The 21961-nt window shown below is 45.0% G+C and carries 22 protein-coding genes and 1 pseudogene; 8 read left to right on the top strand and 15 right to left on the bottom strand.

Annotated elements, in window-relative coordinates:
- Positions 1 to 290 precede the first annotated feature (290 nt).
- On the top strand, positions 291 to 569 hold the full coding sequence (locus tag OCU35_RS16085; RefSeq protein WP_017028175.1) for a hypothetical protein: 279 nt from the start codon (positions 291 to 293) through the stop codon (positions 567 to 569).
- A gap of 205 nt (positions 570 to 774) precedes the next feature.
- Entirely contained in the window at positions 775 to 1347 is a 573-nt protein-coding gene (locus OCU35_RS16080; RefSeq protein ID WP_261826541.1) for a prepilin-type N-terminal cleavage/methylation domain-containing protein, read from the top strand.
- Positions 1348 to 1481: 134 nt separating this feature from the next.
- Here the strand turns inward: OCU35_RS16080 and OCU35_RS16075 are convergent, their stop codons facing one another.
- The 10 genes from OCU35_RS16075 to OCU35_RS16030 all read right to left on the bottom strand — a co-directional run bounded on the left by OCU35_RS16075 (position 1482) and on the right by OCU35_RS16030 (position 11764).
- A complete protein-coding gene (locus OCU35_RS16075) occupies positions 1482 to 2591 on the bottom strand; it encodes a glycosyltransferase family 4 protein (RefSeq protein WP_261826540.1) in 1110 nt (369 codons plus the stop codon).
- Positions 2569 to 4080 (bottom strand): sigma-54-dependent transcriptional regulator, encoded by a 1512-nt coding sequence (locus tag OCU35_RS16070; RefSeq protein WP_261826539.1) that lies wholly within the window; start codon positions 4078 to 4080, stop codon positions 2569 to 2571. The genes OCU35_RS16075 and OCU35_RS16070 overlap by 23 nt, the downstream gene beginning before the upstream one ends.
- A gap of 32 nt (positions 4081 to 4112) precedes the next feature.
- The gene (locus tag OCU35_RS16065) at positions 4113 to 4553 is read right to left on the bottom strand and encodes an Hpt domain-containing protein (protein WP_102494130.1); all 441 of its coding nucleotides are present in this window, start codon (positions 4551 to 4553) and stop codon (positions 4113 to 4115) included.
- Between the two features lie 57 nt (positions 4554 to 4610).
- Positions 4611 to 5294 carry a P-loop NTPase family protein gene (locus OCU35_RS16060; protein ID WP_102542617.1) on the bottom strand — a complete coding sequence of 228 codons (684 nt, stop codon included), beginning with the start codon at positions 5292 to 5294 and terminating at the stop codon, positions 4611 to 4613.
- A complete protein-coding gene (locus OCU35_RS16055; RefSeq protein ID WP_390209016.1) occupies positions 5294 to 7378 on the bottom strand; it encodes an SLBB domain-containing protein in 2085 nt (694 codons plus the stop codon). The genes OCU35_RS16060 and OCU35_RS16055 overlap by 1 nt, the downstream gene beginning before the upstream one ends.
- The gene (locus OCU35_RS16050; RefSeq protein WP_261826538.1) at positions 7365 to 8192 is read right to left on the bottom strand and encodes an OmpA family protein; all 828 of its coding nucleotides are present in this window, start codon (positions 8190 to 8192) and stop codon (positions 7365 to 7367) included. The genes OCU35_RS16055 and OCU35_RS16050 overlap by 14 nt, the downstream gene beginning before the upstream one ends.
- Before the next feature lie 53 nt (positions 8193 to 8245).
- Complete coding sequence (locus OCU35_RS16045) at positions 8246 to 8578, bottom strand: STAS domain-containing protein (RefSeq protein ID WP_017243303.1); 333 nt, start codon at positions 8576 to 8578, stop codon at positions 8246 to 8248.
- A 220-nt stretch (positions 8579 to 8798) separates the two neighbouring features.
- On the bottom strand, positions 8799 to 10508 hold the full coding sequence (locus OCU35_RS16040) for an ATP-binding protein (RefSeq protein ID WP_261826537.1): 1710 nt from the start codon (positions 10506 to 10508) through the stop codon (positions 8799 to 8801).
- 24 nt (positions 10509 to 10532) lie between these two features.
- The gene (locus OCU35_RS16035) at positions 10533 to 11075 is read right to left on the bottom strand and encodes a heme NO-binding domain-containing protein (protein ID WP_261826536.1); all 543 of its coding nucleotides are present in this window, start codon (positions 11073 to 11075) and stop codon (positions 10533 to 10535) included.
- 95 nt (positions 11076 to 11170) lie between these two features.
- Positions 11171 to 11764 (bottom strand): SOS response-associated peptidase, encoded by a 594-nt coding sequence (locus OCU35_RS16030; RefSeq protein WP_102322362.1) that lies wholly within the window; start codon positions 11762 to 11764, stop codon positions 11171 to 11173.
- Positions 11765 to 12039: 275 nt separating this feature from the next.
- Here OCU35_RS16030 and OCU35_RS16025 point away from each other — a divergent pair, with 275 nt between their 5' ends.
- Positions 12040 to 12750, top strand: coding sequence for a DUF1223 domain-containing protein (locus tag OCU35_RS16025; protein ID WP_017032229.1), 711 nt, complete (start codon positions 12040 to 12042; stop codon positions 12748 to 12750).
- A gap of 112 nt (positions 12751 to 12862) precedes the next feature.
- A complete protein-coding gene (locus OCU35_RS16020; protein ID WP_017243300.1) occupies positions 12863 to 13480 on the top strand; it encodes a beta-phosphoglucomutase family hydrolase in 618 nt (205 codons plus the stop codon).
- Positions 13481 to 13551: 71 nt separating this feature from the next.
- Here OCU35_RS16020 and OCU35_RS16015 read toward each other — a convergent pair whose 3' ends face one another.
- From OCU35_RS16015 to OCU35_RS16000, 4 genes and pseudogenes are all read right to left on the bottom strand, one after another.
- Entirely contained in the window at positions 13552 to 14025 is a 474-nt protein-coding gene (locus OCU35_RS16015; protein WP_017032231.1) for an FKBP-type peptidyl-prolyl cis-trans isomerase, read from the bottom strand.
- An 8-nt stretch (positions 14026 to 14033) separates the two neighbouring features.
- The gene (locus OCU35_RS16010; protein ID WP_102322364.1) at positions 14034 to 14663 is read right to left on the bottom strand and encodes a thioredoxin domain-containing protein; all 630 of its coding nucleotides are present in this window, start codon (positions 14661 to 14663) and stop codon (positions 14034 to 14036) included.
- Between the two features lie 68 nt (positions 14664 to 14731).
- Entirely contained in the window at positions 14732 to 16036 is a 1305-nt protein-coding gene (locus OCU35_RS16005) for an inosine/guanosine kinase (protein ID WP_102322365.1), read from the bottom strand.
- Positions 16037 to 16218: 182 nt separating this feature from the next.
- Positions 16219 to 16707, bottom strand: a pseudogene (locus OCU35_RS16000) (CreA family protein); the annotation flags it as partial.
- 151 nt (positions 16708 to 16858) lie between these two features.
- Between OCU35_RS16000 and OCU35_RS15995 the strand changes: the two are divergent.
- From OCU35_RS15995 to katG, 4 genes are all read left to right on the top strand, one after another.
- Complete coding sequence (locus tag OCU35_RS15995) at positions 16859 to 17413, top strand: hypothetical protein (protein ID WP_261826535.1); 555 nt, start codon at positions 16859 to 16861, stop codon at positions 17411 to 17413.
- A gap of 115 nt (positions 17414 to 17528) precedes the next feature.
- Positions 17529 to 18212: an HAD-IA family hydrolase gene (locus tag OCU35_RS15990; RefSeq protein ID WP_065599174.1), complete on the top strand. Its 684-nt coding sequence runs from the start codon at positions 17529 to 17531 to the stop codon at positions 18210 to 18212.
- 64 nt (positions 18213 to 18276) lie between these two features.
- On the top strand, positions 18277 to 18768 hold the full coding sequence (locus tag OCU35_RS15985) for a LabA-like NYN domain-containing protein (RefSeq protein ID WP_261826534.1): 492 nt from the start codon (positions 18277 to 18279) through the stop codon (positions 18766 to 18768).
- Positions 18769 to 19012: 244 nt separating this feature from the next.
- Complete coding sequence (gene katG / locus OCU35_RS15980) at positions 19013 to 21175, top strand: catalase/peroxidase HPI (RefSeq protein WP_261826533.1); 2163 nt, start codon at positions 19013 to 19015, stop codon at positions 21173 to 21175.
- A gap of 50 nt (positions 21176 to 21225) precedes the next feature.
- Here the strand turns inward: katG and OCU35_RS15975 are convergent, their stop codons facing one another.
- The gene (locus tag OCU35_RS15975) at positions 21226 to 21894 is read right to left on the bottom strand and encodes a YoaK family protein (RefSeq protein WP_261826532.1); all 669 of its coding nucleotides are present in this window, start codon (positions 21892 to 21894) and stop codon (positions 21226 to 21228) included.
- Positions 21895 to 21961: the final 67 nt, after the last annotated feature.

The following is a 21961-nucleotide window of genomic DNA, read 5'->3' as shown; positions in this document are numbered from 1 at the left end:
ATGCCAATTTTAAGTGGTTGTTTTTTCGCGGGATTTATGGGGCAAGAGGTTCATTCTCAAATTGAGAATCAGAATGAGTTGTTTTGAAACCGTTGGAAGTGGTTGTATTTTGATAGTTAAAAATCTTTAACCATTGTTACTTAAACTAAAGCAATCATAGTCAAAGACTTCATGCAAAAAAGCGAACGTTGAGTGACATGTCTATGTGAGGCGTTGCACGTGTAAAAGTGATAACATGCAAAATCAAAGTATCAAAATCAACAACAAGAAAAATTGAGTTAGGTAGTTATATGAACGACAAAGTGTTTGAAATTTGGCAAAGAAAGCGAGAGCAGGGCTTCTTAAGTTGGCTGTTTAAAAGCACTCTTGGGGCTGTAGCCTTCTATCTGGTTTTTAGTATTGTTTTCCAATATTCTACCGTTAGTGAGCAAGGTGTTCCTGCATTTTTCCAGAGTCAAGCTTCCAACTTTGCGTTGTTTACACTACTAATGCTGATAGGCAACGGTGTTCTTTGGCTTTATCGCGAAGCTAGCTTTAAAAAAGAAGCACGTCGTAGAAATATCCTTTAGAAATAAGTTAAGCAGACTGACAACGCTTGGCATCTCATATCTCATGTTGGTGTGACTTCAGTGCTCTGGGTGTACTGATAGCGTTGTTAGCAACTAAACAACTAAGCAACTAAGCTTCAGAGCGAATAAGCAATAGTGACCAGTGTGCATCTTAGACAATTGGAATATAATCAATAAGTTGCTTAGTAATAAATAGAGACAAGGAATGGTCAAAATAAAAGGCTTCACGCTAATCGAATTAGTGGTTGTACTCGTTATTCTAGGGGTACTCGCCGTTGTAGCTGCACCAAGATTTTTGAATCTGCAAAATGATGCCAGAATTTCTTTTATTCAGGGTGTTTCCGCAGCTATGGAAACTAGTGGAGTTCAAGTGAACGCCAAAGCTGTGATTGATAATGAAACAGGGGAAACAGGAAAAGTATACGATAAAGGCTTTAGTTCGCCGGATAATGGAATTCCGGTTGCGTACGGTTTTGCTGATAGCCATTGGAACAACGCGTGGCGTTATCTGGTTGATATTGGAGAAGTGATTCCCTATACAAACTTCAATTCAGTGTGTTCTGATTACTCGCTGTGTGGTGTAGGTAACCAAACCGTTAATAATATCAATCAAAGCATCTTACCTGACGCTGTGACTAAACCCGCTCCGAGTAACGCTAAAATGGTATTCATTTGGCCAGAAGGCTTCAAAATAGCGGATAGATGCTACGCGTATTACTACCACCCTAAAGTTGAGGGTGAAGATTCTCTTTATGGTTCTGTTACTGACGGCTGCTAACTACTTTTATTCTTGTGTCATGCATAGTCGGGCTTAATCTTGCCAACTCTTTTCCATTAAACCGAAAAGCAGATTCCCTTTTCAAGGGAATGACGGCGAGAGGTTTTGCCCTTGTTAATCGCAATTTCTCAAACTTATTCGTCGACCGATCTCGAAGCAAACGAAGAAAGAATGAGATGTTTAGAATAAAGGGGAAGGATCTGAGGCACTACGGCTTCGGTGGAAAACTGTGACTCTATGGTCTCTTTGGCATTTTCTGCTAGCGTTTCTCGTTCGCTTTCGGTGCTGTTAAGCCATTCGTCTAGTAACAGCGCCAGCTCTTCTGTGCTATCGGCTATCCATCCGTTATGGCCGTGGTCGATTAATCTTTCTAACGCGCCGATATTGAGTGTCAGCACTGGGATACCTCGCGCCATCGCTTCTAGCGCTGTCATAGGCAGTCCTTCATAGCGAGAAGATATCACCAATAAACCAATATTTTCCCAGCATTGGCTCATGTTCTTTTGAAATCCTAAAAACTCTGCGTTAGTGACTTTGCGATCCTGCAGCCCTTCCCTTAAAGGACCGTCCCCATACAAATAGAAAGATTCATCAGGATGCTGCTCGGCGAGATCTAAGAAGCGGTCAGGGCCTTTTTCAACACTTAAACGTCCCACAAAGGCTATCTGTTTACCTTCGCTTTGTTTAGAACCTTCTGTAGAAACGAAGTTGTTCAGAAACAAACTCTTAACGGGAAGGCGGGCTTGTATTTCTGGGCTCACACATAGGCTCTGATCGGATAGCAAGGAGCTGTAGCGATCAAGCCAGTCGTATAGGCGAACCTTTCCTTTGGGCACTTCACCTGCGTGGTAGGTGCTGATCTGCTTTGTTTGTTCTGTGGTAGTTTTTACCGCGAGCTTACTGACAATACTGGCTTTATAGCCATGAGCGTGCACTGTAATGGGTTTTAATTGAGCAATGGCCTTTCGCAATTGAAGGGTTTGCTTAACTAACGAGTGATGATTTTCATCATCGAGTAGTGTGTGTAGGTAACTGTAGGGAATGTTGTGCTTTTCAAGCTTAGCGATGATAGCCGATGGTTCATCAAAGCGAGTAAGTATAAGGACTCGTAAGGGCACTTTGTAAAACGCGATGCCTCGCGCCAGTTCCAATACATGGGTTTCAATGCCCCCAAAGGTAAGGCTGTCTAATAACAGCCATACCTCTTGAGGATTGGTGGGATCACTCGCTGACTTGCAAGTCATCTTCGGTTTCCCACTGTTGTTTCTTGCGATAAACAGTCGATGGACTGAGCTCAAGCATGACAGCGGCATTTAAAACATTGCCGTCGCACACCTTAATGGCGTTTTGGATGGTTTCTTTTTCCACTTGCCACATGGGCCTTACTGCAAATGTAGCTGATGATTCGCTACTCACAGTTGTTTGGGCTTGTTGTGGTTCAGTAGGCGAGGCGACCTCGGTAACTGCGGGCTCTACATTTGCTGCAGGTGGGGCTTGCACAGTAACAGGAGTCGGTGTTGCTACTGCTGCTGGCGTGGCTAGCACTGCAAGCTTAGCTGGGTTGACAGTGTTAAGTGGTGGTGGAAGCTGGTTTGCTTCAACCTTAGTGCCATCGTTGAGTACAACCACGTTTCGCATAATATTTTGCAGCTGTCTAACATTGCCAGGCCAAGGGTAAGCCTTAAGGATAGACTCTACCTCTGAAGACAATCCAGTAAAGCCCTTGCCGTCTTGCTTTGAGTACAGTTTTACGAAGTGCTTAGCGAGCGTGACGATATCTTTGTTTCGCTCGCGCAAAGCGGGCAGTTCAATAGGGATAACATGTACGCGATAATAGAGATCCTCACGAAAGCGTCCCGCTTCTATTTCTTTCAAGGGATCTTTATTGGTGGCGCAGATGATTCTCACGTCCGCTTTTAACTCTTTGCTACCCCCTAGCGGGGTGACACTGCCGGTTTGTAAAAAGCGCAGAAGTTTTTTCTGCATCTCCAGTTCCATCTCGCACAATTCGTCGAGGAACAATGTGCCGCCGTGAGCCTGCATCGCCGCGCCTTTGCGGTCGGTGGTAGCGCCGGTAAATGCGCCTTTAACGTGACCGAAAATCTCACTTTCCATCAGATCTCTTGGAATCGCGCCACAGTTGAGGGCGACAAAGGGTTTGTCTGCCCGTTTACTCTGTTTGTGTAACGCTTCAGCACACACCTCTTTACCGGTACCGCTCTCGCCGTTGATAAATACGCTGGCAGTAGTCGGGGCCGCAGATTCAATGATCTTGTAGACCGCCTGCATAGGCAAGCTAGACCCAATGAAGCCGTGGAAGTTAGGGCGATCAAACTTAGTCTCTAGCTTATTGACCAAGTTTTCTAATTTGGTACGTTTAAGATGCAGGGCAACCGATGTTTTTAACCTGTCAGCGGTAATCGGCTTTTCTAGGAAGTCGTCAGCGCCTTTTTGGATCAGGTTCACGGCAGTATTCACTGAGCCGTGGGCAGTGGCGATGATCACTGAGGTAGGTATTTCGTGTTCCTTGATCCAATCAAGGATTTCCTCTCCGGTAGTGTCGGGGAGTTTGAGATCCAGAATGACTAATTGCGGAGCATGGTGCTCTATGAATCGCTTGGCATCCTTGCCTGTCTCTACATGAAAGAGATCATAGGGTTCGTCTTTTACATACTGCTTATAGAGTATGGCTAGTGAGTTGGAGTCCTCGACTAGTAGCACTTTTGGTTCCATGAAACGTCCTTTTAAACCAATGACTTACTAATTTATAGGCTTTCTTTAAGGCTTTGCAATGCTTGTTGTGACTGAATTGCCAAATCTTTGAGTAAGGCACCGTTTTTTAATGCCTCCGCATGATCTTGTTGCAAACAAGACTGTTCGACCGATTTTGCCAACTTGCCCAGTGCTGCAACGCCGATGGCAAGCGACGTACCTGCTAAGGTATGAGTTTCAAACTCTAATGTTTGGTAGTCTTCTTCACTTATTGCTTTGTTGATGATCTCTAAGCGTCCTTGCGATTCTTCCAAATAACTGTCTATAAGTAACGGAAGAATTTCGATACTGGTGTCGCTAATGATCTGCTCTATAACTGCGTTATCTATAAGTTGTTCTGTTGGCACGACAATGACTTCCTTTTCTTGCTGTATCTGTTCTGTACGTTGCAAAGGGCTGGCTTTGTAAAGAGAGTGTAAAAAGCGTCTTAACATTTAGTATTCCTTTTATCGCCCATTATTTCTAGTTTTTGTTTCACACTATTTACGTGATCACACGGTGTGATTCAGTATTGGCGCGCTTTTAATGACGTTTTGAAGTGTTCGTTTAACTAATGATGGTATGAATTTTCGTTGGTCAATGATGTTCAATAGCTGTTGGGATAAGGTCTGTTGTGAATATTGATTAATGATGATGCCGCATACGTTAGCATTGGCGTCACTCAGGTAACTAAGAGCGTTTGACAACTCTTCTTTGCTAGTTGCGCCACCTGTAACAGCCAAAAGGGTGGCCTCACAAGCATTAGCTATGACTGCACTTGGCAACTCAGATTGATGACTATTAAGGGAGCCTACATCGATTATGATTCGGTCATAATCGGCTAGCCAATGCTCCATCTTTTGGCTTAGGGCTCTTGGGTCGCGAAAGGCGATTTGTTCTGACTGCGTGGTAGGTACCGAGACTCCAGTAAACAACTGCATTGTGGTTGTGTTTGAGATCCAGTCTCCTTCGGTTTTACAAGATAACAACGCAGGCTCAAAAGCGGGGTTATCCAGATTCAGGTCCACCAGCAGGGTTCTGTAACCCGCTAGCATGTAGTGCTCCGCCAGTATTGAAGCAAATCGAGTGACACCACAACCCGGCTTGTCGCCAGTGATACAGATGCTGCGCGTTTTTGCCAACTCAAGCTTAAGGAACGTCTGCTCTAACTCTGGGTGTAGACGGTTAATGCTCATTACAACGCTCCTATCAATACTATGGTAGTGGCAATCTTCAACACATCATCAAGTCCACTTCGCGCTTTTTCCATCAAGCTCTCTCTTTGGTGAGGGATGTAAACAGTGTCTCCCGCGCGAATTACTGGAAGCTTTCTGAAGTTGGCTGTTTTGCTGAAATCAACAAGGTCGAAGACTCGAGCTTGGCTTTGGCAGCAAGACATGTTTACGACACTGATTTTCTCAAGGTAGGCTTGTTCACTTGGACCACCCGCTTCTGCAAGTAAATCTAAGATGGTCATGTTGTCGTCAAACACGTAGCGACCTGGGTTATTTACCGCACCAAGTACGCGAACGGTTGATTCTTTAGAGCGGTCTAGCCAGTTTTTGTCTTTCTCTGGAATGTAGATAGTATCGCCCGTTCTTACTACAGGAAGCAGTGATTCATCGCCTGTTTCAAAGTAAAGAGAAAGGTTTAGCTTGCTTACGCGAGAGTAGCTTTTATCGCGATGTGTGATGCGAATGTTGTGAATGTCTGCTTCGCCTGTAGGACCATCTGCTGCAGATAGAATATCTAGAAAATGCATCTCTTTGGTAAAGCGGTAGCGACCGGGAGCATTGACTTGGCCAAACACGTAGATAGAGGCTTCTGATTTTTGACGTACCCACTGTGATTTATTGTCTGATGGGTCTTGAGGCAAGTCGTGAACTCGCACAATTGAACCAGCTGAGATATTTGGAAGTTGCGATCTCTTAGCGCCATTGCGGATATAGGCATCCAAATCAAAGACTTGTACTTTGCGTTCACTGTCTACCACTTCAATTGTAGTGGTATCAGCGCGCAGTGTAGGGCCGCCCACATGAGCAAGCAGGTCCATCAAGTCCATTTCATCAGACCATTCGATACGTCCTGGGCGAACTACCTCACCAATGATGTTTACCGCGCGATCTGGTGATACTTTCAGCCAAGACTTTTCATTCATGTCAGTTTTTTCTGGAACAAAGATAGCGTCGCCGTTTTCAATGGCCGGTGGGCGTACGCCGACAATACCTTCAGTAAATGCGGTTAGATCAAATCTGATCACTCGACCGTTGGCCTTGATTAGACGAATTTGACGAGACTCAGCAAAGCGAGTTGGACCTCCTGCATTGGCAAGGATATCCATAAAGGTAGCGCCTGGTTTACTTTCAAATGCGCCTGGAGCTGCAACTTCGCCCATCACATAAACCATGTTAGCGCCTGACTTGATTTCTTCTTCCATCTTAGGAACAAACACAATTGAACCCGGGTTTAGCTTGGGCAACATTGAGTCGTCACCGCTGTCTAGGTAGCGCTTAAGGTTGAACGTAGTAGGGCTGTTGTCCGAGATAACTCGAATCTGTTCAACACTTGCGTAGCGAGTCACACCACCAGAGCGCATGATGATGTCAACAAGGTCTGTATCTGTTTTGAAGCTAAAAGAACCGGGAGCATTTACTTCACCAAACACCTTAATTGCTTTGCGTGAATCGCCACTGTCTCCCGAATTAGCAAGTTTAGCAGCGTCAAACTCTTGCTCAATGTTGCCTACCATAGGAGAGGCTGGCACAAAGATAGTGTCTAGAGATTTAAGCTTTGGCAAAGTGGAATCATCGCCAGAATCTAGGAATTTTTTGTAGTTGAATTCTTTGGTCTCGCTACCACGCTTGATGTGTAGCTTATTAAGCTGAGCGCCAGGGCGAATACCGCCTGCCGCATACAGCGCCATTTGCACTGTTGATGACTCAGGTAGGGTATATTCCCCTGGTGAGCGAACATAGCCTTGAATAGAGAGCAGAATTTGGCGCTCTGCAACATAAATGCTGGCGTTGGACAGGTCGCGAAACACCTTGCTTAGTGCATCTTTAACCACTTTTTGCAGCTGGTCTTCTTCATAACCGGCTACATAAGTAGGGCCCACCTCTGGAAGTGAGATACGTCCTGATTTGTCCACCTGAAAGCCTTTGTTAAGAGACGCTTCTCCTGGAAGGTTGACCTGAACAAGGTCACCAATCTGAACGGGTTTCGCAAATACAGAAAAGCTGATGCTGACCATTAGGATAAGTAGAGCCTTAAAGATGTTCATAGCCGCCTCCTTGCGCATTAGTTGACACAATATCTATGCTAACGCGACGGTTGGTTAGGCGAATTGCTGGGGTATCGCCATCGGTAAGGGGTAGGGTTTCACCTACAGAAAGGGTTTGTATGCGAGCCGTTTCTAAACCAAATATCACAAGGTAACGTTCAACTTGTTTAGCACGTCCCATTGCCAATTTTTCGTTGTACTCAACGGACCCTGCCATATCAGCATGACCAGTAACGCTGAGCTTTAGATGTTTGTGCTGCTTTAAAATGCCAGCTGCCTCTGCAAGGTGACCCATGTATTTTGGGTTGATCTCGGTAGAGCCCACTGCAAACTGATTGTCTACGTTAAGTAGGTCAACGAGCTGCGTAATAACGGCTTTATCACTTTGAAATGATGCATTTTGCGACGGTGGTACACACTCTGTTTCGCTAGTGACGTAATCTAGTTGTAGCTCCAGTTTGTTTAGATTCTTTCTCAAAATGACGATGTCGTTGGCAGCATCAAGAAGAAGACCCCCTTCTAGTTCTCGTGCAATGCGTTTTTCTTTGGTTTCTGCTTGCACGACCGATGCAGGGAAACACCATTCAGCGCCTTGGTTAATAAGGCTATCAAGTTGCAAGCGAGCTAAATGAAAGTCGAAGCGTAGTCCGTGTTCTGGGCCTAGTGGCTCCTCAGGAAATACGGGAGAGAAATCAGACATAGCGGTGTATTCACCCATTCCGCCTTGGCCTTCGTCTGGGTAGCTTGAACAACCAGCCATTACCAATGCTGCTAGTAATGTAGTGCCTGCTTTAAGTGGGGTAGTCCATTTCATCTTTTCTCTCCTGATTCCCTATTAATTGCCGTTCACTTCCATGTGAATAGCGATCAGTGCTCAAGCTCTGCTGTTTGAGTGGTTAATGGAATCGCTTGTCCAATGCGCAGTAGTTCCATCATTTTTTGAGGCTGTCCATGGACATTCTTGATGCTCATGTTGCGATCGCTTTCTACTAGGCGTTTGTAGAGGTAGACAATGGCGCCAATGCCTGATGTATCCATGAAGTCCACATGCTCCAAATCGATTTCGATCTGAGGGTGATCATCGTCTGTCAGTACATCATCAATACAAAGCTGAGCTTCTTTACTTGCTTGTGCATTGAAGTCGCCAAATACCGCTAGAGTAAGTAGGTTTTCACTTGATTCAATTTTGCGTAGTTCCATGATGTTTTCTCCGTTTAAGAATCGCTTCAGTGAGCGTACTTAGTAGATAGCAGGAACCGTGCCAAAAAATAAAAACAACAAATACAATGGCTTAGTGTGGGATGTCAAAATGAGAAATGAGAATTCTTAAATTGAGAACTGGGATTTCTTAGAAAAGTAGGGACTAATAACAAAAAAAAGGCCCACGCAATGTGAGCCTGTATGAGGATGCTATGAGGCGTTAGTTATGGCACCATTTCACGAGCATGTTTTGAATGTCTGCTGACCGATAAGGTTTGGTTAGAACGTCATCCATACCGGATTTAAAACACTGTTCTCTTTCCGTTAATGTGGTGCTGGCGGTTAACGCGATGATAGGCATTTTCATTCCTAATTCGCGAATCTTTCCGGTGGCTTCAAAACCGTCCATTTCTGGCATTCGACAATCCATCAACACCATGTCGTACGCTTTGTTTTGAACTGCAGTCACAGCTTCGACACCATTATTGGCAATATCGGGCTTGATATTGAGCTTAGTGAGCATTTCATTGATGATGATTTGGTTCATGCGAATATCATCAACCACTAACACTGAAAGGTGCTTAGGTAGCAACTTGTTCAGCTGTTTAGCTGGGTCTTTGGCAGCGCTGGCGAGCTGTTCGACCTTACTTAGAGGAATATTCCCGGTAAAGGTGGTACCAACGTTGATAGTACTCTCAAGCTTAATCGAGCCGCCCATCAATTGAATGAGTTGGTTACAGATAGCCAGTCCAAGACCTGTGCCTTCGAAGTTTCGTTTACTGGAACGGTCTACTTGAGTGAAAGGCTGGAACAGCTTTTTCTGAGCGTTGGGGCTGATTCCGATACCCGTATCAATCACTTCAAACTGCAAACTGTCACTGTGCCAGTCTAGGTTTAGAGTAACTGAACCCTCATCGGTAAACTTAACGGCGTTACCAATAAGGTTGACGAAGATCTGCGTGATGCGCTCCATATCACCCTCAACCGCCTTTGGCACCTTGTCGGAGACATTGACGATAAAGCTGAGAGACTTTTCTCGCGCTTTAGAGTTGAAAATACTAGAAAGCGTCTTAAGTAAGGATTTAATCTCAAACTTACGAGGAAGTAGGGTAAACATGTCCGCATTGATCTTACTGTAATCAAGGAGATCATTAATAATCACCCTCAAAAACTCGCCTGATTGAGATAGGTTCTCGACCAACTCTTTTTGATGTTCATCCAATTTAGTATCTTGCAGAAGCTCCGAGCTGCCCAGCAGTCCGTTAAGAGGCGTGCGAAGTTCATGGTTTATCATGGCAAGGAAATCACGAGTGGCGCGCTCTGATTGTTCTGCTTTTTTGCGCGATTCGATATTGCGATAGATGATTTGCTGCCGGTTTACCGCTCTGCAAAGCAGGTCGGCGATCAGCCTTAGCGGCTGCTCAATAAATTGATTGTCTTGCTCAGTGTCTTGGATCTTGAGACCCAGCAAACCAATCTTTTCTCTATTGACGATAAGCGGTATATCCAGCTGTGAGCCTCGCCATTGCAGCTTAAGGCTATTCGGTTCGACCTTGATTTCAGATCCATAAAAGGGTTTCTTTAACCCAAGATTGAGATTGGGTTTAAGTTCAAGGTAACACGCCCTTACCAGCGTGGTATCACACACCTTACCGACAAGATTAGACAGCAAAACGTCATCTAAATGATGGTCGAGAAAGGCGCGACCAAAATAGATGAGTAGTGAGTCGATTTGCTGTTGGAACTCAAGCTTCAAAATGTCTTGCGCTGAAGATTTCTCCAATTGCGCTACGGCAAGTTCAAGCTTTTGGTTGGCCTCAAACAGCTCAAGACTTTTTTGTTCGAGCAAGTTTTCAGCTTGCCTACGCGAAGCCATCTCTCGCGCAAGCTTTCGTTCAATCAGTCTGATATCAACGCTTTGATCTGTCATCGCCAATTACTCACCAAACTGGGGTTAGCTAACAAGAGTGAGATTGAAGCGAACCTCACTTCCCGTTTCATTAAGTGGCTTCATGTGGATATCTAGCTTTTGCTCAAAGTGGTTGGCGCAACCCTTAATTAGCCCAAGACATACATGAGACATACAACGAGCACTCTTATAATTTAATACAAGCTCTGTTTCGCTTTCTGAAATAAACTCAAATGAGGGCGGGACTGCATCGGGATAGAGTTTCTTAACCTCAACGTGGATGTAATCTTCTACGTGTCGAATGAACTCGAAGCTATTGGTGCTTTGTGCCACTGCCGCTGCTGGTGGCATGGTTGCTAGTAGCTTCTTAAACACAGATTCCCCAAACACTTCCTGCAATTGATCGGCTGGTACATCTGATGTTTTACTGAGGTTTACGATCAGTTTAACTAGGTCTTTATGGTCGTAACTTCCTACAGAGGTATAGATGCCTTGGTCTTCAGACATTTCTAATACTTGGTCTAACACCTCAAGTCCAAAGTGATTCTCTACCAAGTCTAAAAATTCAGTAAAAATGATTCCTTTCATTTGAGTTCTCTTAACAATTGTGTATACCTGTTAACGATTCTTGTACAAACTCACTTAAAAAACAATTACTTCTGTCGTTTTTGTGCATGCTGTATCTAGAAAAGGGAAAGGTTTTGCATAGGTTCAATGGGCTCGGCTTTGGCCACAAAAGGGATTTGGGTGGTTATAGTGAGTAGTTTTTTCGCCTGATGAGGATCGCTAGCCCATTGCAAAGCCCCTTTTACGTCAAACAGTAGGGGCATTCGATGGTGATAACAGGCGTACTCGTTATTGGGTTCTGTGGTAAGGGTAACAAAGTGACCATTGCCCATAGCTAACCCTGCCATTAAGAACCCTTGTGAACTTTTGACTGGATTGAACTGAAATTTCTGTTTTCCTGATTCTGTGGTGACCCATTCATACCAACCGCTGCACGGCACTATGATTCTATTGTGATTAAACGCTTCTCTAAAGGTAGGCTTAGACTCTATGGTTTCTGAGCGAGCATTAATGATGAGTTGTTTCGACCACTTTGGTTGAACACCCCAATGCATTTGTTGCTGCTTAAGATGGGACTGAGTAGATGCAATGACCCCAACCGACTGGGTAGGGCGCACATCGTGATTTGTCGAGGGATGAAACTCAAGACCCAGAGAGTCTGATATCCACTGCGCTAAAGGATCATCTGTGATGTTTAATCGTCCACACATCTATCTTCTATCTCTGCTGGAGGTCCTGTTAATAAGTTAGCACAGTTAAAACAGTGAAAGAGAATAGGCATAGCTCAGGTCTGTAATACCAATCGTACTAAATAATTGTTCATTCTAGCTGGTTAAAATGCTCGATAACGGCGTTAGAATTTTTGATTGTAGAATAACTACTTATCAAAAAGTTCTGCCTTGTTCTCAAGCATTTTTCCTGCGCTATTTCTGATCACTTACTTAGTGTGATTGGTATAAACAACCCTTTTAGTAGGAGTACACGGATGCGTTTTACACTATTACTCGCCATGATGGTGCCTAGCTTACTGCAAGCTCAGGTTTGGACTCACGAAGGAAAACCAGCCTATGTCATTGAGCTCTTTACATCGGAAGGGTGCTCTAGTTGCCCGCCTGCGGATCAATATCTTTCTCAATATACCGAAACCGACACATTGTGGGACGACTATATTCCTTTAGCCTACCACGTTGATTATTGGGATTATATTGGCTGGAAAGACCGCTTTGCTCACCCGTCTTACAGTCAAAAGCAGAGGCTGTATCGAAGCTATGGTGTTGTTGACAGCGTTTATACTCCAGGCTTTGTGGTAAATGGTGCAGAGTGGAAAGGGTTTTTCAGTTATCGAACCAGAACGCTTCCAGATATTGAAGCGGCGAGTGCCACACAGCTACAGTTAAAACGAGATAAATATAATTACACTGTCACTTTTTCAGGTGATGAGCAATACACAGCGCACATTGCTTGGTTAGCTATGAACGAAATCACGCCCGTTAAGCGAGGTGAAAATCGAGGTAAAACTCTCAAGCACGACTTTGTTGTTATCGAGAAACAGCAGAAGAATGCTGCCGGTAAATGGGGCTTCTCACTAAACAATCGACAGCCCGTTGCACAAATAGATGCTGTCGCTGTGTGGTTAACTAAGCCTAAAGACTTTGTGCCTGTGCAAACTGTTGCCGGTTGGATAGACAAACCGTAATCGGCAAAAATTGAAGCAAGAGTCGTTTGGTCAACGAAATGGCATTGTTTTGTCATTTTAGTCTGCTATGGTGTGAATATAGTTACCGTTAACAGATTAAGAGAGACCAAGGATGCAGCCAAAACTTGAACAATATCAGGGTATTATATTTGATATGGATGGCACCCTGATTGATACCATGCCAGCGCACGTTGCCGCGTGGGAGCAGACGGCTAGAGAGTTTGGATTTGATTTTGACCCTAAATGGCTTCACAGCCTAGGGGGTATGCCAAGCCCTAAGATTGTTTTGGAAGTAAACCGTCGCTTTGGCTTAGAGTTGGATCCGGTGCAGGTTTCTAGCTTTAAAATGTCTCAGTTTGCTAGCAATGACGCTAAGGGTGAATTGATCGGCATAACCCATCAGGTGCTGTTAGATCAGATGCAAATTAAGAAAGTGGCGATAGGCACAGGAGCGCAGCGTGACAGTGCTCATGATCTGTTAAAGGCTCGTGGCGTATTTGATTATTTTGATACGGTTGTGACCGCTACAGAGGTGAATAATCATAAACCATTCCCAGATACCTTTTTGCAGGCGGCTGAAAACATGCAATGCCAACCTACTGAATGTGTGGTGTTTGAGGATACGCTATTAGGCTTACAGGCAGCACATGCTGCAGGTATGGATTGCTATCTAGTGACAGATTCTGGCTTTGTGTTTAAACCAGTGAATGAGGCGGCGTTTACAGAGTAGGCGGTTTAGTTCTCGAAAGATAAAACCATTAGAATGTAAAAGGGCTGTCATCGACAGCCCTTTTTAATGTCTTACTTTACTTCAATGAGCTCGACATCGAAGATCAATGTTGATGACGCAGGGATTGGACCCGTACCGTCTTTACCATAAGCAAGCGTGCTTGGGATGTATAAGCGGAACTTGTCACCTGCAACCATCAGTTGCAGGCCTTCTTGCCAGCCATGAATGACACGGTTAAGAGGGAATTCAATCGGTTCGCCGCGATCAACTGAGCTATCAAACACGGTACCATCGATAAGTGTGCCGTGATAGTGCACCTTAACTGTGTCAGTTGAAGCTGGGTGAGTCTCGCCGTCACCCTTAACAAGGACTTCATACTGAAGACCGCTTTCAGTGGTGATGACTTCGTCACGTTGGCCGTTATCTTGTAAGAAGGCTTGGCCGAGAGCGAAGTTTTCTTGGCCCGCTTTATTTTTTGACCAAATGCTGTAGATCATGAATGCAGCCAAAACCGCTATGATGGCAGGGAATAAAAACTTAGACATTAGTGTCGTTATCCTTTCGCAATTAAGTATTTGATTGTGTTAACAATAGATGGCAGATCGTTGTGAGCTGAAGTGATGACCATATACTTGCCGTTTACTACAAAGGTAGGAACAGAGTTGATCAAGCCCTTGCCCGTAATATCGACAGCTTTAGTCACTTCTTCAAGCAATTGTTGCTTCTGCCCTTCGTCTAGATCGTAGGGAGAAACCAGTCCGCGCTCTGTATAAGCGTTAATCAGTAATTGAGTTCTCTCTTCTGCAGGTAACTCGGCATTGGCATGGTACGCATTAAACAGCGCTGTCATCATACCTTCGTCAGGCTTACCCGTTTCAGATTGCATTGCTGCAGCGTAGTAAAACATAGCGGCAGCTTGGGCACTCTCATTGAAGGTAACGTGTACCTTACCAACAGATTGACCAATGCCTTCTTCAATTTCAGGGATGAACTTTTCCATCTGCAGGCAGTGCCCACAAGTAAGAGAGAACACTTCGACTACAGGTTGCTGCACAAGATCGCTAATATCGTTTGGCAACTGAGAGTAGTGCGTGTTCAGTTGAGGTTCAGGGTTTTCGCTACATGCAGTCAGTAACAGCAAAGAGGCGAAAACTAGGCTAATTATTTGAGTTATTTTTTTCATAGTCCATTAAGTCTTGTTAGTAGGCAGAGGTAGGGTGATATCAACAATATCACCCATTTGAAACTGTGTTATCTATCCCAGTAGGCTTCTTCAAGGCTATCTTCACGCTCAGGGAGAGAACGAGACAGGCGAGGAGAGTGCTGAGTGAGCAATTCGTAACTTACTCGGTTCGCATATTTGCATATTTGCGAAAGTGACGAATAAGTGAGGAATGAGGCGCTGTGTTTTTCAGACGCAGGCACATTCTTCTTGTGATAACCGTTGGCGGCAATGTCGTGAAGCAGTGCTGACAATGCACCGTCACCTGCACCATTGGTGTTCTTGATTTCAAGAGGTCCGCCTAGGTAAGGCGAGATATGAGAGTAGACGCGGATAGGGTCTTTACAGTCAGTAAAGCGCATCGCACGGCTGTACTCATATTTGTTGAACTCTGGAATATTGCCAGGTAGCAAGGCAAATTCGGTTTCACGCTTCTTGTCGTTCTCGGTGTAACCCGCCATGTATAAGCCGACAGGGCCAGCGGTACATAGAACGAGATCTACCCATTCCAATGCTCGATCAGCCGCAAGCAGGGGATCTTTCTCACCGGTCAGCGCTTCACCTTCTTCTTCGTTCATCGCAACAATCGTTACGTTGGCCTTGATGAAGTTTTGCCACCAGTCTTCATTACCCTCGATAACGTACTTGGTGCCAAGAGTTAGCACTACAGGTACGTTGTTTTCTTTTGCCAGTTCAACAGCGCGCTGAACCGCCTTAGGCATTGGGTCTTCTGGCTTACCGCGCATTAGATAAGAAGAAACCACTAGGGCACTGGCTTTCTCGAACACATTTTCAGGTACGCTTTCAGGAAGCAGCTGATTCATGTGGCCTTCGTTGATAGCAAAGGTACGCTCGCCATCGTCGGTGATCAATGTGTAGCAACGACCAATAGGGCCATCAACACGCTGAAGATGATTCAGGTTAACGCGAGATGAGGTGCGGCAAAGGTAACGATACGCGTAGCTTCCCACATCGATGTTCTTGGACATGACGCCCAACAGCACAGACTTGCTGTCTGCTAGAACAGAGTAGTTGTGCAGCGTGTTACCTATGGTATCACCAGGGTGTTCGTGGGTGATCAAGCCCTTCTCAACAAGCTCTTGGTAGAGTGCGTCTGCTACTTCCTGTTCGACAACTAATGAGTGTCCCTTACTCAAAGAATATTTTGTCAAAAATTCATCATCGACTCGAGCTTCAATATCAACAATGGTTTGTCCCACGCCAACAACAGTAGGCCTTGATAGCTTAGGTGTCTGACGGATCTGATTGACCAATGGGTCGCGCGAATGGGTTGGGAAGTAGTGTTTAGACTTTCTTTGACCAGGAAACTTCATAATGGGGTAATGTAAAAGGAAGATGAGCAGAGTATACCACAGGGTTTACTCTGCATATGAGCGAGGGCGCTTAAATTCTAGGCACTTGAACCCTAACTGATGATTTAAAAAACAACCTCGCTGTTTTTAGAAGCAGCGTCGCCTACCGTCTGAGGCTTAGTTACGTCATTCGACGTTGTTGAGTCGGATTCTGGCAAGGTAGCTGGAACGCCGTCCGCAGATTGATAGGCTAATGTATCCCATAACGGCACTGTAGAAAGACTATGCTTGAAACTGCCGTCGGTCTCTTTAGTCGTATAAGACAAGTAGAGAAGGGTCTGGTTTTCAGCGTCATAGATGCGTCTGACCTTCATCGTTTTAAAGAACACACTTTTCGATTGTTTGAATACCACTTCACCAGATTTACTTTTGTCGATTGAAGCGATCATTTCAGGTGTTATATCGCCGGTTTGACGACAAGATATTGAGCTGTCACTAGGGTCAGATAAGCTTAAATTCGCTTCAACTGAGGCAATATGACACGTTACCCCTGGAATTTTCTCGTCATCCAAATTGGATATTTTTATGTCTTTAAGTGTAAAAAAGCCAAGGGATACGTCACCAACTTCATTTTTGCCACACCCTGAAAGAGTCAGGGCAAGGAGTGGAGCCAATAGAGCTATTTTCTTCATTGCGATTTCCGAGAAATTAAACAGGGTATTGAATAGAGTAGAGTCTAACACATACCGGCAATCTTGTTTAAATAAGCGATTGTTTGATAAAGAATTGTTCACACCTAGATCCGTGTGTATCCTTATACAAAATCAATAAATGAGCATGATTATGAGTAACCCAGCGCCGACATCTAATGTAGAGCATTTACAGCAGCAAAAGACTCAGTGGCTTTTGTCTCAGATAGATGTGGCCTACCCAACGAGAGAAAGTGTCTTAGGAAAAGCGTGTTACCTGGACCTTATGGAAAAGTTCAGTGAGATTACTTCGCTAGAATCCGCATCTAACGACTTAAATCAAGCAGTGAGTACTACTGAGTGGTTGAGAGCTGACTTTCACAAGCTTACGGTACTTTTTGCGCGCTTTATGGCATCGCACAGCGACATACCTGAAGCATCAAGAGAGTTCTTACAAGAGTTTTTAGCTCAGATTATTCTTGATGACCAAGGTGCTCATTCATTGTGTCTAGGGTTTGAAGGCTCAGAGGTAGTAGGGGCATGCATCGTCTCAAATAGCTCAGAGATCGTATTGGTTTCAGACCTTTTACTTAAAAGTGACCTAGCCCAAGACGTTGAGGTGGCCGCCATTTTGAACCTTTTTGATACAGAAATGAATCAAGGCGCGCAAAGCTGCCCGGTATTTTTACACACATTTACTTACGTTTAGTGATCTAGGTCGGTTTATCGCAAACAAACAGGGGCGTAGTTAACAGTAAGTAGTACTGCTTTCCCATTTGTTACCACTTATTGGTTATAAACGTAAACAGAATCAATTAGATGCTATGGAAAGCGAACCGATGAAGTGTGTGATTTTTGACTGTGAAGGTACGCTGGTTGATAGCGAAAAGTTATGCTGCCAAGCCTTGGTCAGTGTCTTTAACTGCTATGGCGCCCAGCTGAGTATGGACGAAGCACTCAGTCATTTTAACGGTGGCAAGCTCGCAGATATCCTAGTGGAAACCAGCCAACGTCTTGGTGTTAAAGTCGATATAGACGAACTCGAGCCTCTATACAGAGAAAAAACAAGGGTCTTGTTTCAAGACCAACTTAGACCGTGCAAGAACGCAGTCAAAGTTTTAGATACCCTCAAGCAACATGGTATTGAAGTGTGTGTTGTGTCGAACGGACCTCGCAGCAAGCTAGAATACACACTTGAAATCAGTGGTTTATCTGATTATTTCAAGGGCGCGATGTTCAGTGCTTTTGACGCAAATAGTTGGAAGCCCGAACCCGATCTTATCCAGTATGCGGCGATGCGAATGGGATTTCGTGCTAAAGAGTGCCTGTTTGTCGACGATACGCTGCAAGGCATTCGCGCGGGAGTAGCAGCGAACATTACCACTCTTCACTATCGTCCAAATCCTTTATCGCCTAAATGGAGCGCAGAAGGGGCAATGAGTATCAGCGATCTTAGTGAAGTCCTTGAGTACTGCGCAGACGTTCCGCCTCTTGAGTATCATATTTAGCCTTAGATAATCCGCCTAAGTCACGTATACTCTCAGACTTAATCTATAGAGATATCAATCAAATATGAATCAAGCTCTGTCTAAAAGGCGCGTCGCCATCTTCGCGGATGTGCAAAACATCTATTACACCACCCGAGATGCGTATCGTCGTAACTTTGATTACAACGCCTTTTGGGCTTTGGCGATGGAGTATGGCGAAATCACTTCAGCGCAGGCCTATGCCATAGCCAGTCATGATCCAAAGCAGCGACAGTTTCACCATATCCTTCGAGGCATAGGCTTTGAAGTTAAGCTCAAGCCTTATATTCAACGCTCGGATGGCAGCGCCAAAGGCGATTGGGATGTGGGTATCACCATTGACATCATGGAAAAAGCCTCTGAAGTGGATACTATAATTCTGCTTTCTGGAGACGGTGATTTTGAGTTGTTGGTCAAACATGTCGCTGAGCGCTATAACTGCCACGTTGTGGTATTGGGCGTTCCTCAATTAACCGCTAACGCATTGAAAGATGTGGCTTCAGAGTTCATTGCCATTCAAGATTCTCTACTGAGATAACTTTAGAGTCCAATAATCTACTCATTGAATGCATTGCTAAGATGTTGTCTATCAGTGCATTCAACATGTCATCGTTTTTACCTATCAAAGTTATAGCCCTTAAGTATTAGTATATTGCGGCTTTTAAACCTACCTTTATACCAACGCGCAATAGACTGAGTGTTGATGTTAAAAAGGTAGCGAGAGCTAGACTGTCAACCTGTCCTCTATTGCCATTATCAAAGATAAAATCAAGGAGTTAGGTATGACAGGTAAACAAGGTAAATGTCCGGTAATGCATGGCGCGGTAACTTCTCAGCAGAGATCTGAGAAGCAGTGGTGGCCAAAGGCTCTCAACCTCGATATTCTTCATCAGCACGATTCTAAAACCAGCCCCCTTGGTGATGATTTCGATTATCGCCAACAACTCAAATCCCTCGATGTCACCGCTTTAAAAAATGACCTGAAGGCTCTAATGACCACGAGCCAAGACTGGTGGCCTGCCGATTGGGGACATTATGGCGGATTAATGATCCGTATGGCTTGGCACTCAGCGGGAACCTATCGAATTGCCGATGGACGAGGCGGTGCAAGTACAGGCAATCAGCGCTTTGCGCCTCTTAACTCTTGGCCTGATAATGCAAACCTAGACAAAGCTCGTCGCCTGTTATGGCCAATTAAACAAAAATACGGCAACAAAATTAGCTGGGCTGATCTGATGATCCTTGCAGGTAATATGGCCTATGAATCTATGGGCTTTAAAACCTACGGTTTTGCGTTTGGGCGAGAAGACATCTGGCATCCCGAAAAAGACATCTACTGGGGAGCAGAGAAAGAGTGGCTAGCGCCAAGTGGCGCAGAAAGCAGCCGTTATTCCGGCGAACGCGACCTAGAAAACCCGCTTGCGGCGGTTATGATGGGGCTCATCTACGTCAATCCAGAAGGGGTTGATGGTAATCCTGATCCATTGAAAACCGCTCACGATATGCGAGTTACCTTTGCACGTATGGCTATGGATGATGAAGAAACAGTCGCGTTAACTGCTGGTGGTCATACCGTTGGTAAGTGTCACGGTAATGGTGATGCTGCTTTGGTCGGCGCTGAACCTGAGGGTGCAGACGTTGCTGAGCAAGGACTTGGCTGGATGAACCATCAAACTCGCAGTGTTGGTCGTGACACCGTCACCAGTGGTTTAGAAGGGGCATGGACAACGAATCCTACCCAGTGGGATAACGGATATTTCCATCTATTGTTCACTTATGAGTGGGAGCTGAAAAAGAGCCCAGCAGGTGCTTGGCAGTGGGAGCCCGTAAATATCAATGAAGCGGACAAGCCTGTAGATGTTGAAGACTCAAATATTCGTTATAACCCAATAATGACCGATGCGGATATGGCGCTTAAAGTGGACCCTGAGTATCGCAAAATTTCAGAGCGTTTCCATAAGAACCCTGAGTACTTCAACGAAGTATTTGCTCGCGCTTGGTTTAAGCTAACCCATAGAGATATGGGACCGAAGAGTTGCTATCTAGGTCCTGATGTTCCTAATGATGATTTGATTTGGCAAGACCCTATTCCAAGTGGGGCGACTGGCTATGATGTAGAGTCTGTAAAATCAAAGATTAAAGACAGTGGGCTGAGTCTCTCTGAGCTTGTCACTACAGCATGGGATAGCGCAAGAACCTTCAGAGGATCAGATAAGCGAGGCGGTGCAAACGGCGCTCGAATTCGCTTAGCGCCACAAAAAGATTGGCAGGGTAATGAGCCTAGTAAACTGGCTAAGGTATTAGCTGAGCTTGAGACAATAGCGAGTGAGTCAGGGGCAAGTGTTGCTGACACTATCGTCATCGCCGGTAATTTAGGCGTCGAACAAGCCGCAAAATCTGCAGGATTTGATATAAGCGTGCCATTTACTCCAGGTCGTGGTGATGCCACCAGTGAAATGACTGACGCTGAATCTTTTGCAGTACTTGAGCCTGTTGCTGATGGATTTAGAAACTGGCAAAAGAAAGAGTACGTGGTGACGTCAGAAGAGCTATTGCTGGATAGAGCGCAACTAATGGGGCTAACCGCACCTGAGATGACAGTGCTAGTGGGTGGTCTGCGCGTTATAGGTGCCAACTACGCTAACAGTTCGCACGGCGTGTTCACTGACGATGTAGGGGCATTGAGCAACGACTTCTTCGTTAATCTCACCGACATGAATAATGTTTGGAAGCCGACGCAAGATGGGTTGTATGAGCTGCGTGATAGAGCGACTGGCGATATTAAGTGGACGGCAACACGTGTGGAACTGGTGTTTGGTTCTAACTCGGTACTGAGATCTTACGCTGAGGTTTATGCCCAAGACGACAGTAAAGAGAGGTTTGTATCCGACTTTGTGGCAGCATGGACGAAAGTCATGAATGCCGATAGATTCGATCTACTGTAAACCAGTGTTAAAGCCTCATAGTGACCTCGCTATGGGGCTTTAATTTTTGATTAGCTCAACGGTCGGTGTTGTCTTGAATAGAGCTTATAAATGACCGCAATGACAAAACACGCCGTTGCTGGCAGTAGTAGCGACATAAACTGATACTTTGCATAGAGTAGGACCCCAGCAGTTCCGCCCAGTACAAAGCCCAAGATAATGCAGATAAACAATTTAGCTTTTCGTTTATCCAGAGGCTCGCCTCTAAATAGCTTACCTAGCATGATCCCAAGGTCTGTAAATATTCCCGTAACATGAGTCGTTCTGACGATCGCACCGCTGTAGGTCGTTGCCATGGCATTTTGTAAGCCGCAGGCTGCAGAGGCAAAGTACAAACCAAAAACGTTGTCTGAGGAAAGAAGCGCAAGTGCGATGAACAGCAGCAGAGACTCAATAAAAAGCACTGAGTCATAGTGCCTGCCAAGCTTTAACGTAGAGTCATGGAGCAAGTAACCGGCGACGGACGAGCCGAGCATAAAGGAAATCAACACGCCCAACAGGTGCAATACATGAGCAAAGGAGCTGTCGATAACGCTGATGCCGAGTAGTGTTGCCGTTCCAGATAAGTGTGACACTGACTGGTGCTCAAAACCAAGCAAACCGATTGAGTTAACAAAGCCTGCCACCAAAGCAAGAATGAAAGCACCCACTTCCACCCATTTTGGCAATCGAGAAATCACAATGAAATTCCTGTTTGAATATCTTTGGAAAACAACAAATTGAAGTGCTAGATAAATCTAACACCTC

The sequence above is a fragment of the Vibrio breoganii genome, from assembly GCF_024346795.1.
Lineage (GTDB): Bacteria > Pseudomonadota > Gammaproteobacteria > Enterobacterales > Vibrionaceae > Vibrio > Vibrio breoganii.
This window is presented reverse-complemented; position numbering and strand designations above follow the sequence as displayed.

Coding starts and splice junctions, on each gene's coding strand:
- OCU35_RS16085 (WP_017028175.1), top strand. CDS start 291: ATGAACGACAAAGTGTTTGAAATTTGGCAAAGAAAGCGAGAGCAGGGC.
- OCU35_RS16080 (WP_261826541.1), top strand. CDS start 775: ATGGTCAAAATAAAAGGCTTCACGCTAATCGAATTAGTGGTTGTACTC.
- OCU35_RS16075 (WP_261826540.1), bottom strand. CDS start 2,591: ATGACTTGCAAGTCAGCGAGTGATCCCACCAATCCTCAAGAGGTATGG.
- OCU35_RS16070 (WP_261826539.1), bottom strand. CDS start 4,080: ATGGAACCAAAAGTGCTACTAGTCGAGGACTCCAACTCACTAGCCATA.
- OCU35_RS16065 (WP_102494130.1), bottom strand. CDS start 4,553: ATGTTAAGACGCTTTTTACACTCTCTTTACAAAGCCAGCCCTTTGCAA.
- OCU35_RS16060 (WP_102542617.1), bottom strand. CDS start 5,294: ATGAGCATTAACCGTCTACACCCAGAGTTAGAGCAGACGTTCCTTAAG.
- OCU35_RS16055 (WP_390209016.1), bottom strand. CDS start 7,378: ATGAACATCTTTAAGGCTCTACTTATCCTAATGGTCAGCATCAGCTTT.
- OCU35_RS16050 (WP_261826538.1), bottom strand. CDS start 8,192: ATGAAATGGACTACCCCACTTAAAGCAGGCACTACATTACTAGCAGCA.
- OCU35_RS16045 (WP_017243303.1), bottom strand. CDS start 8,578: ATGGAACTACGCAAAATTGAATCAAGTGAAAACCTACTTACTCTAGCG.
- OCU35_RS16040 (WP_261826537.1), bottom strand. CDS start 10,508: ATGACAGATCAAAGCGTTGATATCAGACTGATTGAACGAAAGCTTGCG.
- OCU35_RS16035 (WP_261826536.1), bottom strand. CDS start 11,075: ATGAAAGGAATCATTTTTACTGAATTTTTAGACTTGGTAGAGAATCAC.
- OCU35_RS16030 (WP_102322362.1), bottom strand. CDS start 11,764: ATGTGTGGACGATTAAACATCACAGATGATCCTTTAGCGCAGTGGATA.
- OCU35_RS16025 (WP_017032229.1), top strand. CDS start 12,040: ATGCGTTTTACACTATTACTCGCCATGATGGTGCCTAGCTTACTGCAA.
- OCU35_RS16020 (WP_017243300.1), top strand. CDS start 12,863: ATGCAGCCAAAACTTGAACAATATCAGGGTATTATATTTGATATGGAT.
- OCU35_RS16015 (WP_017032231.1), bottom strand. CDS start 14,025: ATGTCTAAGTTTTTATTCCCTGCCATCATAGCGGTTTTGGCTGCATTC.
- OCU35_RS16010 (WP_102322364.1), bottom strand. CDS start 14,663: ATGAAAAAAATAACTCAAATAATTAGCCTAGTTTTCGCCTCTTTGCTG.
- OCU35_RS16005 (WP_102322365.1), bottom strand. CDS start 16,036: ATGAAGTTTCCTGGTCAAAGAAAGTCTAAACACTACTTCCCAACCCAT.
- OCU35_RS15995 (WP_261826535.1), top strand. CDS start 16,859: ATGAGTAACCCAGCGCCGACATCTAATGTAGAGCATTTACAGCAGCAA.
- OCU35_RS15990 (WP_065599174.1), top strand. CDS start 17,529: ATGGAAAGCGAACCGATGAAGTGTGTGATTTTTGACTGTGAAGGTACG.
- OCU35_RS15985 (WP_261826534.1), top strand. CDS start 18,277: ATGAATCAAGCTCTGTCTAAAAGGCGCGTCGCCATCTTCGCGGATGTG.
- katG (WP_261826533.1), top strand. CDS start 19,013: ATGACAGGTAAACAAGGTAAATGTCCGGTAATGCATGGCGCGGTAACT.